Annotated in this window: 16 protein-coding genes; 7 read left to right on the top strand and 9 right to left on the bottom strand. The window is 61.7% G+C overall.

What is annotated here, in order from left to right; all coding sequences use genetic code 11:
* Positions 1-143: 143 nt before the first annotated feature.
* From NN484_RS01305 to NN484_RS01290, 4 genes are all read right to left on the bottom strand, one after another.
* Positions 144-1,007: an efflux RND transporter periplasmic adaptor subunit gene (locus NN484_RS01305; protein ID WP_274658465.1), complete on the bottom strand. Its 864-nt coding sequence runs from the start codon at positions 1,005-1,007 to the stop codon at positions 144-146.
* Positions 1,008-1,032: 25 nt separating this feature from the next.
* A complete protein-coding gene (locus NN484_RS01300) occupies positions 1,033-1,233 on the bottom strand; it encodes a DUF1656 domain-containing protein (protein ID WP_003221811.1) in 201 nt (66 codons plus the stop codon).
* Positions 1,223-3,415: an FUSC family protein gene (locus NN484_RS01295; protein ID WP_215501776.1), complete on the bottom strand. Its 2,193-nt coding sequence runs from the start codon at positions 3,413-3,415 to the stop codon at positions 1,223-1,225. Before NN484_RS01295 ends, NN484_RS01300 begins: the two co-directional genes overlap by 11 nt.
* Positions 3,416-3,590: 175 nt before the next feature.
* Positions 3,591-5,090: an efflux transporter outer membrane subunit gene (locus tag NN484_RS01290; protein WP_127651087.1), complete on the bottom strand. Its 1,500-nt coding sequence runs from the start codon at positions 5,088-5,090 to the stop codon at positions 3,591-3,593.
* A gap of 274 nt (positions 5,091-5,364) precedes the next feature.
* Between NN484_RS01290 and NN484_RS01285 the strand changes: the two genes are divergently transcribed.
* The 4 genes from NN484_RS01285 (at position 5,365) to NN484_RS01270 (ending at position 9,344) form a co-directional block, all read left to right on the top strand.
* Positions 5,365-6,333 (top strand): LysR family transcriptional regulator, encoded by a 969-nt coding sequence (locus NN484_RS01285; RefSeq protein ID WP_215501778.1) that lies wholly within the window; start codon positions 5,365-5,367, stop codon positions 6,331-6,333.
* A 382-nt stretch (positions 6,334-6,715) separates the two neighbouring features.
* Positions 6,716-7,090 carry a DUF6124 family protein gene (locus NN484_RS01280; protein ID WP_127651089.1) on the top strand — a complete coding sequence of 125 codons (375 nt, stop codon included), beginning with the start codon at positions 6,716-6,718 and terminating at the stop codon, positions 7,088-7,090.
* A gap of 612 nt (positions 7,091-7,702) precedes the next feature.
* On the top strand, positions 7,703-8,677 hold the full coding sequence (locus tag NN484_RS01275; RefSeq protein ID WP_274658464.1) for a 2-hydroxyacid dehydrogenase: 975 nt from the start codon (positions 7,703-7,705) through the stop codon (positions 8,675-8,677).
* Between the two features lie 157 nt (positions 8,678-8,834).
* A complete protein-coding gene (locus tag NN484_RS01270) occupies positions 8,835-9,344 on the top strand; it encodes a DUF2165 family protein (protein WP_215501780.1) in 510 nt (169 codons plus the stop codon).
* A 20-nt stretch (positions 9,345-9,364) separates the two neighbouring features.
* Here NN484_RS01270 and NN484_RS01265 read toward each other — a convergent pair whose 3' ends face one another.
* Entirely contained in the window at positions 9,365-10,267 is a 903-nt protein-coding gene (locus tag NN484_RS01265; protein ID WP_215501781.1) for a DMT family transporter, read from the bottom strand.
* 287 nt (positions 10,268-10,554) lie between these two features.
* Here NN484_RS01265 and NN484_RS01260 point away from each other — a divergent pair, with 287 nt between their 5' ends.
* On the top strand, positions 10,555-11,430 hold the full coding sequence (locus tag NN484_RS01260) for an AraC family transcriptional regulator (protein WP_215501782.1): 876 nt from the start codon (positions 10,555-10,557) through the stop codon (positions 11,428-11,430).
* Between the two features lie 97 nt (positions 11,431-11,527).
* On the opposite strand, the gene NN484_RS01255 is transcribed toward NN484_RS01260, so the two are convergent.
* The 4 genes from NN484_RS01255 to NN484_RS01240 all read right to left on the bottom strand — a co-directional run bounded on the left by NN484_RS01255 (position 11,528) and on the right by NN484_RS01240 (position 16,051).
* Complete coding sequence (locus NN484_RS01255; RefSeq protein ID WP_274658463.1) at positions 11,528-13,957, bottom strand: TonB-dependent siderophore receptor; 2,430 nt, start codon at positions 13,955-13,957, stop codon at positions 11,528-11,530.
* Between the two features lie 198 nt (positions 13,958-14,155).
* On the bottom strand, positions 14,156-15,145 hold the full coding sequence (locus NN484_RS01250; protein ID WP_274658462.1) for a FecR family protein: 990 nt from the start codon (positions 15,143-15,145) through the stop codon (positions 14,156-14,158).
* The gene (locus NN484_RS01245) at positions 15,142-15,708 is read right to left on the bottom strand and encodes an RNA polymerase sigma factor (protein WP_029977467.1); all 567 of its coding nucleotides are present in this window, start codon (positions 15,706-15,708) and stop codon (positions 15,142-15,144) included. The genes NN484_RS01250 and NN484_RS01245 overlap by 4 nt, the downstream gene beginning before the upstream one ends.
* Before the next feature lie 37 nt (positions 15,709-15,745).
* Positions 15,746-16,051: a DUF3649 domain-containing protein gene (locus tag NN484_RS01240; protein WP_127651097.1), complete on the bottom strand. Its 306-nt coding sequence runs from the start codon at positions 16,049-16,051 to the stop codon at positions 15,746-15,748.
* A gap of 178 nt (positions 16,052-16,229) precedes the next feature.
* On the opposite strand from NN484_RS01240, the gene NN484_RS01235 reads away from it, so the two are divergent.
* Positions 16,230-16,718: a sigma-70 family RNA polymerase sigma factor gene (locus NN484_RS01235; protein WP_274658461.1), complete on the top strand. Its 489-nt coding sequence runs from the start codon at positions 16,230-16,232 to the stop codon at positions 16,716-16,718.
* The gene (locus NN484_RS01230; RefSeq protein WP_274658460.1) at positions 16,715-17,647 is read left to right on the top strand and encodes a DUF4880 domain-containing protein; all 933 of its coding nucleotides are present in this window, start codon (positions 16,715-16,717) and stop codon (positions 17,645-17,647) included. The genes NN484_RS01235 and NN484_RS01230 overlap by 4 nt, the downstream gene beginning before the upstream one ends.
* Position 17,648 lies beyond the last annotated feature (1 nt).

Raw genomic sequence — 17,648 nt, 5'->3', positions numbered from 1 at the left:
GATCCCTTTGTGGCGAGGGAGCTCGCTCCCGCTGGGCTGCGCAGCAGCCCCAATACCTGCCCCCAACCCTGTCAGGCAAACCGCGCAGTCAGATTTTACGACTGCTACGCAGCCGAGCGGGAGCAAGCTCCCTCGCCACAGGTTTACTCTCCCGTGTCCTGATTCACCACCACGGTGCAGGTAATCCCCGCCGCCAACAACACACCTTCCGGCACTTCATCGATGTGAATCCGCACCGGCACCCGCTGCGCCAGGCGCACCCAGTTGAAGGTCGGGTTCACATCGGCGATCAGCTCGCGGCTTTCCGGGTTGTCGCGGTCGTAGATGCCGCGGGAAATGCTTTCTACATGGCCCTTGAGCACTTCGCCGCTCATCAGTTGCATGTCGGCCTTGTCACCCTCGCGCACGTGCGGCAATTTGGTCTCTTCGAAGAAGCCGTAGACCCAGAACGAGTTCATGTCGACCACGGCCATTTTCGCCTCGCCGATGCGCGCGTAATCACCGCGATGCACGTTGAGGTTGGTCACGTAGCCGTCCACCGCTGCACGTACTTCGGTGCGTTTGAGGTTGAGTTCGGCGGCTTCCAGTTGCGCTTGCGCGTGTTGGTAATCGGCCAGCGCAGCGTCGGCGATGTTGCTGGCGTCGTCACGGTTTTCCTTGGAGATCACCAGGTTGTCCATATCGGCGCGGCGATGCGCGTTGACCTTGCGCATCTCCCACGTCGACTTGCGCGAAGCGACCAGCGACTGCGCCTGTTTGACCGCGATACGGTAGTGCTCGGGGTCGATCTGCATCAGCAAGTCACCCTTCTTCACCAGCTGGTTGTCGCGCACCGGCACGTCGATGACTTCACCGGTGACGTCGGCCGCGACGTTGATGATGTCGGCGCGAACGCGCCCGTCGCGGGTCCACGGGGTGTTCATGTAGTGCTCCCACAACGTGCGGCCGATCCACAGCGCCAGGGCCAGCACCAGCAGGGTCGCGAGCAGGCTGAAAAACTTTTTCATCAGGGCCTTCTTCAGAGATAGAGAGTCAACGGTAAACAGTCAGCGCCATGGCGCCGAACAAACAGGTAAACAGGCTCAGGCGCAGCAGCGCCGGGTGCCAGAAGAAGCGGTACAGATCAAACCCCGAGAGGAACCGGTCCAGCGCCCAGGCCAGGGCCGCAGCGACAAAAAACATCAGGGTCATGGTCGGCATGTACACGCCGTGGAAGGCGATTTCACGAGGCATGGGCAAGTCCTTCGGGCTTGGCGACGGCATAGGCGGCGAGCGGTGATTGCGGATCGAGCAACGAGGTGCGAATGAAGTGCAGGTAGCTCTTCACCCGGCGCAGGGCCGAGGTGTCGAAGTGCGGCGCGAACGGCTCGTCGGTCGCGGCAACCCGGCTGATCGCGTGATCGACCGCCACCAGTGCGCGCTCCAGATTGCTCTGGTTCGGTTGCAGAAACAGTCGCACCAGCGCCCGGCCCATCACGCGGATCGCCTGACGCCACGGCTGCGATTCGGCATACGCCGGGTGCACCGGGAGAATCGCCTGTTCCTTGCGCAGCTCGATAATCGCGTGGCCGACTTCCAGCACCACGAACATCCAGCGCAGCAGCTTCTTTTGCACGGCAGGCTGCCCGGCGGCGAGGCCATAAGCCTGATGCAACAGGTCGCGGGTGCGGCTCTCGAAACTCGACGCCAGGCCCTTGAGCTTGCCACTGATCGCGTAGACCACCTGGCCGCGCAGATCCTGCTCCAGCCGCTTCCACAACCAGCGACTGTTCGGCGGCAGAATGATTGCCCCCGCCGCCGCGCAGACCAGCATGCCCATGACCATGGCGATGTAGTCGTTGATGAAGGTGTAGGGGTTGTAGACGGTCAGGTTGTCCGGCACCGAACCGGTGCTGAAGAAGATCAGCAGACCGAGACCGACCCCGGCGTATTGCGGCCGCGAAGCGAGAAACGAACCGAGTACGATCACCGGCGCAAGCATCACGCACAGCAGCGGGAAACCATCGATCCACGGGAAGATGAAAAACATCTCGACGAAACCGATCAGTGCCCCAAGGAAAGTACCGCAGGCCATCTGGAACGCCATGCGTTTCGGGTTCGGTGTGGCGGCGGACAGGCCCACGGTCGCCGCAGCAATCAAGGTCATGGTCGCGCCACTTGGCCACGCGGTGGCAACCCAGTAACTGCCCAGCACAATCAGGATGAACGAGGCGCGAATCCCCGAAGCGGCGGCGGCCCACCAGTTGGTTTGCGGGGTGAACGGCTCGTCCCAGCGCTCGCGTTCGTGGCTGTGATCGGCCAGCGAGGCGTGGGTCTGGGCATAACTGTGCAGGTCGTCGACGAAGCGATAGAGCAGTTCGTAGGCGGTGTGAAAATCCAGTTGCTCGGCTTCACTCGGACCGGTTTGCTGGAAGGTTGCGCGCAGGGTTCGCACGCGAGTCGGCAAACCTTCCTTGTAGGTCGCCAGCGCCGTCGCCAGACGCGCAGCGTCCGGGCTGGTCAAGGCGCGGCCACTGAAGCCGTCGAGCACTTCGGCCAGATCCTGCAGGCCCGGTTTGATCGCGGCCACCACGTGTTCTTCACCGTTGCCGCGCAGGCGCTCCAGCAACTGATGCAAGGCATTGAAGCGCGTGGTAATGCCCATGAACTCGCTGTTCAAACGACTGAGGCGACCGTTGCGCCGACGCATGTGCGGGTCTTCGAACACCGTCACGCTGCGCAGCCCTTCCAGGCCCACCGCTTCGGCGATGAAGCGCACGTTGTTGGTCTCGAAGGCGTCGGCCTTGCTGCGCCCACGCAGGCCATCGGTGACGAACAGGGCAAACACACCGAAGCGCTGATACAAGGCGTTGCGCATCGCCGCACTGGCGGTTTGCGGCAGGATCGCGGCACTGACCACGGTCGAGCAGAGAATCCCCAGCGAGATCTCCAGCACCCGCCACACAGCGGCCATGAACGCCCCGTCCGGATGCGCCAGCGCCGGCAGCCCGACCATCGCCGCGGTGTAGCCGGCGAGGACAAAACCGTAGGCGCGAAAGTTACGGCAGCGCGCGGCACCGGCCGAGCAGATACCGACCCAGATCGCCAGCGAGCCAAGGAACAGTTCGGTGTTCTGCGCGAACAGCGCGATCAGCGTGACCATCATCGCCGACCCGGCCAGGGTGCCGAGGAAGCGATAGAAACTCTTCGCGAACACATGGCCGCTCTGCGGCTGCATGACGATGAACACGGTGATCATCGCCGTGCGCGGCTGCGGCAACTCCAGACGCATCGCCAGCCACAGCGTGAGAAACGCGGCGAGCAATACCTTGAAGATATACACCCAGGTCACGCCATCGCTGCGCGCCCAGTCAAACAAACCCCGACGCCATTCCAGGGAGTAGAGCCAGCGTATTGGTGCGGGCAAGGGAGTCATTTGGTCTTGCTCAATGAATTGGCACGGAATAATTGCGCAGCGGATGCAAAAACCTGTGGTGAGGGGGCTTGCCCCCGTTGGGCTGCGAAGCGGCCCAAAAATCTTGTGAGCGCTGCGTACTCAAGCGGGGGCAAGCCCCCTCGCCACAGAGAAACAGTTGCCTGGTAGATGGGGTTCACCGCAGGAGAACCGGGGTTTTCGGGGCCTGGGTTTTCTCGGCAGCGGGCACATCGTTGCCAGCCCCGAGGCCGCCACCCAGCGCCGTCACCAGCTCGGCATGCGCACTCAACCGCGCCGCCTGCACCTGCTGCTGCACTTGCTGCTGCTTGAACAGCAAGGTCTGCGCATTGAGCACGTTGAGGTAATCGGTGAGGCCACGCTGATAGGCGATCATCGCGATGTCGTAGGTCTTCTGCGCGGTGGCCACCGACTCGGCGGCGAAGGCTTGCTGCTTGTCCATCGACTCGCGGCGGATCAACTGGTCGGAGATGTTCTTCAGCGCATTGACCAGCGTCTGGTTGTAATGCGCCACGGCAATGTCATACCCGGCGGACGCTTCACCCAGTTCGCTGCGCAGGCGCCCACCGTCGAAAATCGGCAAGGAGATCGCCGGGCCGACGCTGTAGTTGAGCTTCTTGCCGGTCAAAAACTCCAGCGCTCCGCCGCCGGTGGCCATGTAGCCGAGGCTGCCGACCAGATCGACGTTGGGATAAAACCCGGCGTGCGCCACATCGATGCCGCGCGCCTGCGCCGCCACCTGCCAGCGACTGGCGACCACGTCCGGCCGCTGACCGAGCAACTCCGCAGGCAATGCCGACGGCAGTTTCAACGCAGCCCCCAGTGCCAGGGTCGGCCGCTGCAACTGCGCGCCGTCGCCCGGGCCTTTGCCCGCGAGCGCAGCGATCTGATTGCGGCTGAGGGCAATTTCTTCGTCCAGCGCATCCAGTTGCCGATGGGTTTCCGGCAATGGTGTTTCTGCCTGGCTGACTTCGAAGTGCGTGCCGATGCCGCCGTCCAGACGCTTCTGCGCGAGATCAAGAATCTGCTGTTGCTGCTTGAGCGTCGCGGCGACGATGTCGCGCTGGGCGTAATGCAGCGACAGCTCGATGTAGGCGCGCACGATGTTGTTCTGCAATTCCAGCTGCGCCAGCCGCGCTTCTGCAGCGCTCATGTGCGCCAGATCCACTGCCCGTTCGGTGGCATTGCTTTCGCGGCCCCAAAGGTCGAGGGCGTAGCTGAAACCCAGCGCGGCGTTGTTGTCCCAGGTGGTGCTGTTGGCCAGCTTGCCGGGGCCGTAGAACTGGTCGGTCGGCCAATTGTGGCGCTTGAGCGTCGATTCACCATTGATCTGCAACGACTCGGCCGCTTCGGCGACACCGGCCATCGCCTTGGCCTGACGCACCCGCGCAGCGGCCATGGCCATGGTCGGGCTGCCCTGCACGGCGAGGTCGATCCAGTGATTGAGTTGCGGGTCACCGTAGGCTTGCCACCATTGCGCGGTGGGCCAGTTGGCGTCTTTGGCGGCGTGGGCAATCGCGTCATCGGTAGCCAGCGTATTGGCCTCCAACGCTTTGCCCTGCGGGGCAATTCCTCCGGTACCGATGCAGCCGCTGAGACCCAGGGTGATAGCCAGAACACTGAGCGGCAAAAGCGCTCTGTTGATGCGACGCGGCACAGCTGCAAATTCCTGAAAGGGATAAACCGGGGGACTGGTGTAGGAGCTGCCGAAGGCTGCGATCTTTTGATTTTGCTGTTCACAATCAAGATCAAAAGATCGCAGCCTGCGGCAGCTCCTACAGGGAACGGCGCAATTCTAGGTGGGTGCCTTTGTGGCGATAAGCTGGGATTCCTGTGAATCTTTGTTACCGTTAGCGAGATAATCCCTTGGTCGGGGCTCTCAGCCCCTGAAACTTCGTGTCACAATTTGCCATCTCCCTTGAGAGCACCCCATGGACACATTGCAAAACATGCGCGCCTTCAGTTGTGTGGCCGAAGCCGGCAGCTTCACCGCCGCCGCCGTGCAACTCGACACCACCACGGCCAACATCTCGCGCGCGGTCTCCAACCTGGAAGCCCACCTGCAAACCCGCCTGCTCAATCGCACGACCCGGCGCATCGCCCTGACCGAGGCCGGCAAGCGCTACCTGCTGCGCTGCGAACAGATCCTGGCCTATGTCGAAGAAGCCGAAGCCGAGGCCAGCGAAGCCCACGCCCGCCCCGCCGGCCAGCTGAAAGTGCACACCATGACCGGCATCGGCCAGCACTTCGTGATCGACGCCATCGCCCGCTACCGCAAGACCCACCCGGACGTGACCTTCGACCTGACCATGGCCAACCGCGTGCCGGACCTGCTCGACGAGGGCTACGACGTGTCCATCGTGCTGGCCACCGAACTGCCGGACTCAGGCTTCGTCTCGCAACGCCTGGGCATCACCTACAGCATCGTCTGCGCCTCCCCGGCCTACGTGAAAGCCAACGGCTGCGCGCAAAAGCCCAGCGACCTGCTGAACCACGCCTGCCTGCGCCTCGTCAGCCCGGTGATCCCCCTGGAAAAATGGGCCTTCAACGGCCCCGACGGCCAGGAAATGGTCACCATCAACAGCTCGCCCTTCCTGGTGAACTCCGCCGACGCGATGAAAACCGCAATCATCAGCGGCATGGGCGTCGGCGTGCTGCCGGTCTACGCCGCCATCGAAGGCCTGCGCAACGGCACGCTGGTGCGGATGATGCCGAACTACCGCTCGCAGGAACTCAACCTGTACGCGATCTACCCGTCGCGGCAATACCTGGATGCGAAGATCAAGACCTGGGTTGAGTATTTGCGCGGCTCGTTGCCGGAAATTCTCGCCGCCCATCAAGCCGAACTGGCTGCTTACGAATTAAGCGGCAGCCTCGCTGGAGCCCGAGTCGCCAACTGACCTTAAACACACTACGAAACCTGCAGGAGCTGCCGCAGGCTGCGATCTTTTGCCCTTGATGTTTAAAAATCAAAAGATCGCAGCCTACGGCAGCTCCTACAGAAGCGGTGATTTGAGGGGAGTTTTCCGACAGGTTTTGACGGTTGTGGGTTGGAAGTGGGGTGGATAGGCTCAGGGGGTCGTTGACGAATCAGCGACCGGACTTGGTCGTCCGGGTTTAGAATGGCGCACTTTTCAAGCTTGCTTAATGGCGAGCTGTGCGTGGGAGGGCCTTGGCCCTGCCGGGTTTCCATTCCCTGGTCGACCAACCTGCGTACGGTTCGCCACCCTATTGCTTGGTCGCAGTACGTGGCGAACTCCACATCCCGAATGGAGCTTCACCATGATCAAACCCACACCCAATCCGCCCGAAGCGGACTGCACTTCCCCCTACGAATCCCTCGACTCAAAAAAGCTCCACGACGCCGCCGAGCGCGCGCTCGACCACTACCTCAAACCTTCCGCCACTACCCTCAAATTCCACAAACCGAGCACGATGTTTCAGGTTGCCCCTGATATGGATAACGAGAGCCTGCTGGTTCATGCCTGCGAATCACTGGCCTCGGCGAGCATCATGACCAGCGACATTGCGGCCTACGTCGATCCGCCGCAGCGGCACACCCTTCTGGCGATTCAGCAGATCATCATGCTGGCGGAGCTGGCGGTGAATCGGGTGCTGGATAATGTGGAAATCAGCCAGTCTGCAGCACACAGCTAAACCCCTGAGGGAGCGGTGGGTCAGCAAATACCTGCGTTGAATGACACACCGCATTCGCGAGCAAGCTCGCACAGTTAGATTGGGTGCAGGCAGTTGGTGATTGGTCGGCTGACAGGCCGCCATCGCGAGCAGGCTCACTCCTACAGCTGGATTGGGTGCAGGCAGTTGGTGCATCCGCTTCTCACCACTCAACAGGATGAGCGCAAGCTCGGCTGCAGCTCTTGATCTTGCCGTACCGGCCCCTTCGGCAGGCTGAGTGGAGGGGTTCATCCGGGGGTGGGAGCGCAGCGACCGTTTGGCGAAGCCAAACACATCGAGAGGAGGTGCAGCGAAGCAAACCGTAGGCGATGCCCCCGGATGAACCCCGTAACGAAGGAACCCGAGCCACGGCGAGGGCCGAACGCCGGGGCCCAGCGTTTTGGTTACTTTTGGGCGTCTGCAAAAGTGACTCGCTGTAAGAGCGAAACCGCCAGCCGCCACACCCGCAGAAACGGATATACACCCAAAACCCCAAGAACCTGGTCGGCCCAGAGGCCGCCAAGACAAGCCAAACCCCACAAAGAAATGTTAGCTTGCTTGGCAATAAAGCCCCGAAGCCCGAGCCCCAGCCCAATGAAAAAAACAGTCCTGGCCTTCAGCCGCATCACCCCCCCAATGATCGAACGCCTGCAACAGGAGTTCGACGTCATCGTTCCCAACCCCAAAAACGGCGACATCAACGCCCAATTCAACGAGGCCCTGCCCCACGCCCACGGCCTCATCGGCGTCGGCCGCAAACTCGGCAAAGCCCAACTCGAAACCGCCACAAAACTTGAAGTGGTCTCCAGCGTCTCCGTCGGCTACGACAATTACGACCTCGACTACTTCAACCAACGCGGCATCATGCTCACCAACACCCCCAACGTGCTCACCGAAAGCACCGCCGACCTCGCCTTCGCCCTGATCATGAGCAGCGCCCGCCGCGTCGCCGAACTCGACGCCTGGACCAAGGCCGGCCAATGGCAAGCCAGCGTCGGCGCGCCACTGTTCGGCTGTGACGTCCACGGCAAAACCCTCGGTATTGTCGGCATGGGCAACATCGGCGCCGCCGTCGCCCGTCGTGGCCATTTCGGCTTCAACATGCCGATCCTCTACAGCGGCAACAGCCGCAAGACCGAGCTGGAACAACAACTCGGCGCACAATTTCGCAGCCTCGATCAACTGCTGGCCGAAGCCGACTTCGTCTGCCTGGTGGTGCCGCTCAGCGACAAGACTCGCCACCTGATCAGCCACCGCGAACTGGCCCTGATGAAGCCCGGCGCGATCCTGGTCAACATCTCCCGTGGCCCGGTGGTCGATGAACCGGCGCTGATCGAAGCGCTGCAAAACAACCGCATCCGTGGCGCCGGCCTGGATGTCTACGAAAAAGAACCGCTGGCCGAATCGCCCCTGTTCCAGCTGAAAAATGCGGTGACATTGCCGCACATCGGCTCCGCCACCCACGAAACCCGCGAAGCCATGGCCAACCGTGCCCTCGCCAACCTGCGCAGCGCACTGCTCGGCGAACGCCCGCAGGACCTGGTCAATCCGCAAGTCTGGCGTGGCTGAAAAAACGGGCAAGCGCCTCATCGGCACTTGCCCGCTTAAATTAACCCCTTGGCCAACCGTTACATACCTTGCAACTCAAGCCTCAACTAAAAACACAACACAGAACATTAAACTCTCCAGACTTATCGACAGCACGATAAACATTCTGGAGAAACCCTTGAACAACCTGAACATCCAAAAACTCATTCGCTACAGCAAAGTTACCCTGATGGCTTACATAAGTTTTTTCGGCTTGCTGGTGATGTACAGCAACTTCACCGACTACGCGTCAAACTATACATATGTCGGTCACATCCTCAGCATGGACACCACCCAGACCAACCCCAACATCCGTTACCGTGCAATCGAGTCACCGATACTGCACCACCGGATCTACTGGTTCATCATCACCACGGAAGTGATCTGGACCACGTGCTGCCTGGTCGGCACCTACCAGCTTCTACGCAAGATAAAAGCTTCAGACAAAGCCTTTCACGATGCCAAGAAGTTTTCGATTATTGGTTTATTGATCGCGATCTTTGTTTATTACATCTGCCTGCAAGTCATCGGCGTCGAATGGTTCGACATGGACACATCGCAAGTCTGGAACGCCAAGGACTGGGCGCGGCACATTGTTGACTTCATCTTACCGGTATTGCTTTACATCACATTGAAAGTCGAGCGCTGAATGTTCAGCGCTCGCGGATTTCACGCCAACTTTCCTTGAGGAGGCAACACCGCCCCCTTGGATTTACGAAACACCAATACATTGCCAAACATCACCAATACCAGCCCAAGCAGCGCCGGCACCGTCCACTGATACCCTTCGGCAAACGCCGACACGTTCAGCGCCACCACCGGGAACAGCACGGTGCAATACGCCGCACGTTCCGGCCCCATGCGCCCGACCAGCGTCAGGTACGCGGTGAAGCCGATCACCGAACCCGGGATCACCAAATACAGCAGAGCGCCGACGTAGCGCGGCGACCAATCCATCTCGAACGGAATGCCTTTGAACAAGCACCACACCGACAACATTGCCGCGCCATAGGCCATGCCCCAGGCATTGGTGGTCAACGGTTTCAGGCCGGCCTTCTGCTGCAGGCTCGACAACATGTTGCCCGCCGAGAAACACAACGTGCCACACAGCGCCAGCGCCAGACCGAGCAAGGTCTGCGGGCTGGCGTGATGACCGGCCAGTTCCGGCCAGAACAACATCCCCAGCCCGAACAAGCCGAGCGCCCCGCCCATCAGCACGTTGCGCGCAATGCGCTGGCCGAAGAACACCCGTGCATTGAGCGCGTTCCACAGCGTTGCCGTGGAAAACACCACCGCCACCAGACCGCTGGGAATCCACTGGCTGGCGGTCAGAAAGCACATGAAGTTGACGCAGAACAGGCACAAGCCCTGCGCCACGCAGATCAGATGCCCTCGGCGATTCATCGGCTGCAGCCGGCGACTGAGCAGCAACAGCACGAACAGCACCAGCGCGGCGAGACCGAAGCGATAGACGATCGACACTGGAATCGCCACCACACCCAGTTGCCATTTCAGGGCAATCCAGGTGGTGCCCCAGATCAGCACGGTCAGCAGATACAACGACAGATTCATGGTAGACACTCCTTGATGCGGCAACGCTGAGCGCTTCTGTGGCGAGGGAGCTTGCTCCCGCTTGAGTGCGCAGCACTCGCAAATCTGCATTAGCAACCCAGAATTTTGGGGCCGCTTCGCAGCCCAGCGGGAGCGAGCTCCCTCGCCACAAGGTTTTGCGCTGAATTGAAGATCAGGGTGCGGCAGCAGGGATCGGGGCGCTTGCAAAATCTTGCGCTTTTGTCGCCCGGCAGGCTGGCAGCGCACAGGCTACGGAGTAGGATGCAAGGCGTTGGAGAGAACCGAACATGGCCGCTATCGATACCCTGCAAGTCTTTCAAGCCCTCAACCGCTCGCCGAACGCACGCCTTGTGCACAGCGCCGAACTCGGTGACGGCTTGTCTGCGGCCCTGTGGACCAACCACCACGACGCCCAGGAATACGAAGCGCCGAGCCATCACACCCTGTCGTGCTACATCGCCGGCGGCACCGGGACCTTTCGCCGTGACCAGCCTGGCCACAAGGGTGGGCCGGACAAGTTGTGCATCCTGCCGGCCGACCACCAATCGGGCTGGGTGATCAATGGCGATATCCGCCTCGCGCATCTGTATTTCAGCGCCGAGCAATTTGCCTTGGGGTGCGTCACTTTGCTCGATCGCGAGCCGCGAGAAATGCAGTTGCGCGAGCAGACCTTTCTCGAAGACCCGCAACAGGCGCGGCGCTTTCGGCAGTTGCTCACGCTGAACTGGGACGAACCGGCCGAGCGCTTGCTGACCAGCAGCCTTGCACACGAATTGCTCAGTCATACCCTGCTCAGCCAGGTCGGTGCCCGTCAGGGTTTGCGCCTCAAGGGCGGGCTGGCGCCCCACCAGCGTCGGCAATTGGTAGGGTTCATTGACAGTCATCTGGCCGAACCGATCAGCCTCGGGCAACTGGCCGGGCTGTGCGCGCTGTCGGAATACCACTTTGCGCGGATGTTCCGCGCCAGTTTCGGCTTGCCGCCGCATCAGTACGTGCTGGCGCGCCGCTTGAGCCGGGCGCGGGAGTTGTTGCGCGGGACGGCGTTGCCGCTGGGAGAGATTGCGCTGGCGTGCGGCTTTGCCAGTGCCAGTCATTTCACCAACCGGTTTCGGCAGGTGCTGGGCGGGACGCCGGGGGAATATCGACAGGCGTTTTTGCGTTAGCGCCAGATCAAAAGATCGCAGCCTTCGGCAGCTCCAACAGTTGGAATGCGTTCCTCTGTAGGAGCTGCCGAAGGCTGCGATCTTTTACGGTTCCGGGTCAGAACTCCAACGTGCTCGACAACGAAATCTGCCGCGAATCACCCATCGACACAAAGAACCGGCTCGCCGCCGAGGTGTAATACGTGCGGTCGAACAGGTTCTTCACGTTGAGCTGGAACTTGACCTTCTGCCCCTCAAGCTTGGTGTCGTAAGTGGCGAACGCATCGGCCACGGTGTAGCTCGGCAGGTCGAAATCATTCACCGCGTTGCCCGCGCGCTCGCCGACATACCGCGCCCCGGCGCCGACCCGCAATTGATCGCCACCGATCACGCTGCCGAAGTCATACACCGCCGACAATGAGCCGCTGTTCTTCGCCACGTTTTGCAGGCGATTGCCTTGGTACTCCGGGTCTTTGGTGACCTCGGCATCGGTGTAGGCATAGGCGCCGATCAGGCTCCAACGATCACTGAGTTGACCGGTCAGGTCCAGTTCCAGACCCCGGGAACGCACTTCGCCGGCGGCGCTGTAGATCGTGGTCGGACCTTCGGAGTTGGCCACCAGCACGTTGCGTTTTTTGATGTCGAACAGCGCGATATTACCGGTGAGACGCCCCGGCATATCCAGGCGCGCGCCCAGCTCCCACGACTTGGCTTCTTCCGGCGCGATACTGCCGTCGAGCACGGTGCTGCTGCCGCCGAGCGGGGCGATGGTCGAGTTGGGTTTGAACGATTCGGTGTAGCTGCCGTAGAACGACAACTCATCGGTGTAGCGATACACCAGGCCGGCACGCGGCACGAACTTCTGCCCGTTGCTGTCGGTGTTGGCCTTGAACGGTACGCCTTTGCCGGCGTACTGGTCGTACTCCTGGAAGCGCCCGCCGGCGACCAGAATCCACTGGTCGTTGAGGTGAATGGAGTCCTGCAGGAACACCGAATCGCTGCGCAGCAGATCGGTTTGCGCGCTGTCGGCCGGGCTGACCGTGGTGCCTTCGACTTCGCGGCCATACACCGGATTGACGTAGCTGAAGGTGCTCAGGCTTTTCTGGCGGATCAGGTCGGCGCGGTAGATCTTGCGGTACTCGTCGTCGACGCCGAACACCAGGTCATGTTGCATGCCCAGCAGGTTGACCTTGCCTTCGAGGCTGGCGGTAGTGAAACGGTCAGTGCTGATCGCCCCTTGCGTGCCGTCCATGCTGCGGGTCAGCGTGCCTTTCCTGGTGTCGATGGCGGTCACGCGGACCTGGCTGGCGTCGTAGGTTTCGCGGTTCCAGCTGTAGCCGAAGTGGGCTTTCCAGTTGTCGTTGAGTTCGTGGTCGGCCTCGAAATGGTACAGGTCGGAACGGCCTTCCATGTCGTTGAACGGCTCGTCCAGACGCTCGTTGCGCGAGATATCCAGCGGGTGGTTGGTGCGTGGATCGATCACCGTGCCACGGTCGAACGGCGTGAGAAACTCGCGGTGCTCGTAGCCGAACGACAGCTGGGTGCGCTCGCCGAACCAGGCCAGCGACGGCGCGATCAGCGTCTCGCGGTGGGTGCCGTAGTTGCGCCAGTAATCTTCGTCTTCGTGATCGAGCACCAGCCGATAGGCCAGCCCGGATTCACCCAGCGCACCGGTGCTGTCGAAGGCGCCGCCGCTGCCATTCTTGCCGTCGCCGTAGGTCGAGCCGCGCAGGGTCAGGGCGTTGTACTGGGTCAGTTCCGGTTTCTTGCTGACCAGGTTGACCACGCCGCCCGGGTCCTGAATGCCGTACAACAACGACGCCGGCCCCTTGAGCACTTCGACACGATCGACTGTCGCATTCATGCCGCGGCCCTGCACGATCGGCATGCCGTCACGCATGATCGAGCCGTTGCGGTTATCACCGAAGCCGCGGGTCATCACCGAATCCTGAGTGCTGCCCAAGGTGTTGCCCTGGGTGATGCCGCTGACGTTGGCCAGCGCATCGTCGAGATTGCGCGGGGTCTGATCGCGGATCACCTGGGCCGGGATCACGTTGACGGTCTGCGGGATTTCCTGCAGCGACGCAGAAGAGCGCATGACCGAACTGGTTTGCGGCGGTTGATACGTCATCGACTCGTCGCGGGTCGAGGTGATGGTGGTGGCGCCGAGATTGAGCGCGCCATCGGTGGGTTGCGGTTCCAGCGCCAGGGTATGGCTGTCGGTGCGACGGAAGGTCATGCCGGAGCCGCTGAGCAGGCGTTGCAGCGCTTGTTCGGCACTCATCTGACCGCTGACGGCCGGGGCGTTGAGGCCGTACGGCGCTTCATCGGTGTAGACCACGCTTTGCCCGGTGACGCGGCTGAAGTCGCTCAGGGCTTGCGGCAGCGGTTTGGCACTCAGGGAAAAACTGAACTGCTGTTGCGCCGGGCTGCTGACGGTTTCAGCGGCGAGCGCCACGCTCATCGGCAACAGCGCCAATGCGGAAAAACTCAACGCCGAAACGCCCAACCATTGTTTGACCGAACCCGATTTTGCCCTGGACTTCATTGCTCAATGACCTGTGTAGAACCGCAACGGATGCGAATGACTCGCAGTTTCAGTCACTACACGGATGGGGCTGGGGTTTACCTCACCACAATTTTGAAAAAGTTTTTCAGAAGCAAATGATCGCAGCCTTCGGCCGCTCCTACAGGGGATCGCATTCCCATGTAGGAACTGCCGAAGGCTGCGATCTCTTGACGTTGATCAGCGCAAAATAATCAGATGCCCGAGAACCTGATGCTGCTCAAACCCCATCACCCCTTGCAGCGAACTCAACACAGCCTGCGGATCCTTGCTCGGAAAACTCCCGCTGACCTTGCGCGCCGCCAGCTCATCATTGAGCAACACAATCCGCCCCGGGTAATAGCGCCGCAAATCCTGCACCACATCGCCCAGCGTCGATTTGTAGTAACTCAGCCAGCCCTGACGCCAGGCCAGTTGCGCTTCGCTGTCCACTGCATGCAGCTTTTCGGCGCGGCCCTGCCCATAAGCCACTTGCTGGCCAGCCGTCAGAATCTGTTGCTGCGCGTTGCGATCCGCCGTCACGCCAACGCGCCCGGACAGCACCGTGACCTGCGCGCCCTGCGGTTGCAGACGCACTTCAAACTGTGTGCCGAGCACCCGCGCCAGGCCTTTCTCGGCCTCGACCACAAAGGGATCGCCGGTATGCGTCACGCTGAAAAAACCGGCGCCACGACGCAACTGCACATGCCGCTCGCCATGGCTGAAATCCACGGCGATGGCGCTGTCGGCGTCCAGCGTGACTTGCGATTGATCGGCCAGGGTCACCGTGCGGATTTCCCCCGGTGCCGAAACGTAATCGGCGCCCAGATCGTCGATCCAGCGCTGCGGCTGCCAACCCGTGCCGAGGCTGATCATCAGCAACAGGCACGCGGCCATCGCCAACGCACCCGACCAGCGCAGCAGCGCTGAACGACGCGGACGATCCATCGCATTGAGGTAGCCCTGCAACGCCAACGCGTCTTCAACGGCCAGGGCGCGCGCCGGGCTTTCGCTCAATTCCCACATCACCTGCGCCTGGGCATAGGCCTCGGCGTGGGCCGGATCGGCGCGCAGCCATTGGCTGAACGTCAGTTGATCGCCCGTGCTTGGGCGGTCGTGCAACAGGCTCAGCCAGGCGAGCGCGGCCTGTTCCTGAGCGGGCGTCGGAGCGACGCGGTCGGTGGGCTTCACGGTGCTTTCCCTGGCAGGCGTGGCGCGGGTTCGCGCAGGCTGGCCTTGCAGGCCTCGAGGGCGCGCATCATATGTTTTTCCACAGCGCTTTGGGACAGGCCCATGGCCTTGGCGATGTCCGCGTATTTGCGTCCGTGGATGCGATTGAGCAAAAAGATCTGCCGGGTGCGCTCGGGCAAGGCGCGCAACGCCGCTTCGACATGGCGCAAATCATTGCCCGCTTCGAGCGCGGCCTGCGGTTCGCTGCCGTGGCTGTCCGGCTCGTCCGGTTGCCAGCCCTCGTTGACCCGCACCCGCGTGCCTTCGCTGCGCAAATGATCGATGGCGATGTTGCCGGCGCAACGCAACAGGTACGTGCTGAGTTCTTCGACCTGCACCAGCGGCCGACGCCAGAAGCGCAAGAACAGATCCTGCACCAGATCCGCCGCCGTGGCCCGGCAACCGACGCGCCGGTTCACCAGCGCTTCCATCTGCGAACGCTGCGAGAGGAACACCTGGAGAAAATGCGCACGCGCCCCGTGCGGCTCGTCGTCGCGGGATTCCGGAGGATGACCGATCAGCATCTCAGCATTGCACTCATGCTTTGGCGCAAACCCTCTTTCATGCGTACCCCAGGCCACGCGCGGCACCGGAAGCCGTCGCCAGGATCACGCTCGGTACCAGCAACCCAACCCACGCCGACCACGCGGTGCGACAGGCGAAACACCAGAGCACCGCGACCAGATAGACCAGAAAGGAAATGGTCATGCCGGTCACCACCGCTTCGGCACGGCTCAACGGCAGCCACAGCGTCAGGGCGACACTGGCCAGCGCCGCGACCAGATAGCCGCCAAACACCGCCGCCAGCACCCGCGAAGTGACGGCCAGACGATAGGACATGGGAAGTGAGGCGAGTTTGCCTTTCATGTTTCGACCCTGAAACGAAAAAACGTCCGACCGACAAGCCGAACCCACAGGCGAACAATATTAATGATAAATATTCTCATACGCAAAAGCATCTGATTGCCGGACGACCTTCCTCACCCCTACAATGCGAACAGTTCTTGTTCTCTAACGCATGCCGCATGCGCCTGGAGTAATACCGTTGCCGTCCGCCCATCCCGTCGAATCGCTCTACCACGACCACCACCGTTGGCTCACCGGCTGGTTGCGGCGCAGACTCGGCTGCCCGGAGAGCGCGGCGGATCTTGCCCAGGACACCTTCATCCGGGTGCTGAGCGCCCGCGAACCAGCGGTGATCATCGAACCGCGCGCCTTCCTCACCACCCTTGCCAAACGCGTGCTGTTCAATCATTACCGCCGTCAGGACCTGGAACGCGCCTACCTCGAAACCCTGGCGCAAATGCCGGAAATGCTCGCGCCTTCGGAAGAAGACAAAGCCATCATCCTGCAAACCCTGATCGAGCTGGACCAGTTGCTCGACGGCTTGCCGCATGTGGTCAAACGCGCCTTTTTGCTGGCGCAGGTCGATGGCCTGACCTATCCGCAGATCGCCACTGAATTGAACATCTCGGTGGCCACGGTGAAACGTCATTTGAACAAGGCAGCGATGCGCTGCTACTTCGCGCTATGAACCGCGTCCCGGACTTCTCTGCGCCAGTGGCCGAGCAGGCCGTGTACTGGCTGATGGAAATGCAGCAGGGCACGCTCTCCCCACGCCAGCAACAGGCCTGGCAGCAGTGGCTGGATGCGCACAGCGAGCATCGTCGGGCGTGGGAACACATTCAGCGGGTCAACCAGCGCTTGCGCGGTGTGTCTTCGCCGCTGGCACACGCAGCGTTGAACGGAGCGAAATCCGCCAGCCGTCGGCAGGCGTTGAAACTGCTGCTGATTCTTGGCGCCGGTTCAGCCGTCACCTGGGGCCTGCGCGAGCACAATCCGCTGCCGTCGCTGCTCGCCGATTACCGCAGCCCGGTAGGTGAACGACGCAAGGTCGCGCTGGACGCCAGCAGCCAGTTGCAACTCAACACCGCGAGTGCGGCGGACGTGGACAGCACGCAACGACTGATCCGTCTGCTGGAAGGCGAGATCCTCTTGAGCACCACGCAAGCGTTCGAAGTGCGCACGGCACAGGGCATTTTGAAAACCCGGGCGGCACGCCTCAACGTCCGGCAATTTGCCGATCGTACGCAGGTGGCAGTGTTCGAAGGCCAGGTCGAACTGAACGCCCACGGGCGCGCACCGATGTTGTTGCCCGTCCCCCGTCAACTGAGTTTCAGCTCGACATCGATCAGCGAAGCCAGGCCGCTGGATGCCAACAGTGGCGCCTGGGCCGAGGGCATGCTGATCGCCGCGCACATGCGCCTGGGTGACTTCCTCGATGAGCTCGGTCGGTATCGTCGCGGGCAGCTGCATTGCGACGCGAAAGTGGCTGACCTGCTGATCTCCGGGACTTATCCACTGGACGACAGCGAGCGGATTCTTGATCTGCTGCAAATCAGTTTGCCGGTGAAAGTGCGGCGCTTTACCCGCTATTGGGTGAGCGTCGAAGCACGGGTTTAGA

The sequence above is a fragment of the Pseudomonas serboccidentalis genome (genome assembly GCF_028830055.1).
Lineage (GTDB): Bacteria > Pseudomonadota > Gammaproteobacteria > Pseudomonadales > Pseudomonadaceae > Aquipseudomonas > Aquipseudomonas serboccidentalis.
This window is presented reverse-complemented; position numbering and strand designations above follow the sequence as displayed.

Coding starts and splice junctions, on each gene's coding strand:
- NN484_RS01275 (WP_274658464.1), top strand. CDS start 7,703: ATGAAAAAAACAGTCCTGGCCTTCAGCCGCATCACCCCCCCAATGATC.
- NN484_RS01245 (WP_029977467.1), bottom strand. CDS start 15,708: ATGCTGATCGGTCATCCTCCGGAATCCCGCGACGACGAGCCGCACGGG.
- NN484_RS01285 (WP_215501778.1), top strand. CDS start 5,365: ATGGACACATTGCAAAACATGCGCGCCTTCAGTTGTGTGGCCGAAGCC.
- NN484_RS01255 (WP_274658463.1), bottom strand. CDS start 13,957: ATGAAGTCCAGGGCAAAATCGGGTTCGGTCAAACAATGGTTGGGCGTT.
- NN484_RS01265 (WP_215501781.1), bottom strand. CDS start 10,267: ATGAATCTGTCGTTGTATCTGCTGACCGTGCTGATCTGGGGCACCACC.
- NN484_RS01305 (WP_274658465.1), bottom strand. CDS start 1,007: ATGAAAAAGTTTTTCAGCCTGCTCGCGACCCTGCTGGTGCTGGCCCTG.
- NN484_RS01240 (WP_127651097.1), bottom strand. CDS start 16,051: ATGAAAGGCAAACTCGCCTCACTTCCCATGTCCTATCGTCTGGCCGTC.
- NN484_RS01300 (WP_003221811.1), bottom strand. CDS start 1,233: ATGCCTCGTGAAATCGCCTTCCACGGCGTGTACATGCCGACCATGACC.
- NN484_RS01280 (WP_127651089.1), top strand. CDS start 6,716: ATGATCAAACCCACACCCAATCCGCCCGAAGCGGACTGCACTTCCCCC.
- NN484_RS01295 (WP_215501776.1), bottom strand. CDS start 3,415: ATGACTCCCTTGCCCGCACCAATACGCTGGCTCTACTCCCTGGAATGG.
- NN484_RS01230 (WP_274658460.1), top strand. CDS start 16,715: ATGAACCGCGTCCCGGACTTCTCTGCGCCAGTGGCCGAGCAGGCCGTG.
- NN484_RS01260 (WP_215501782.1), top strand. CDS start 10,555: ATGGCCGCTATCGATACCCTGCAAGTCTTTCAAGCCCTCAACCGCTCG.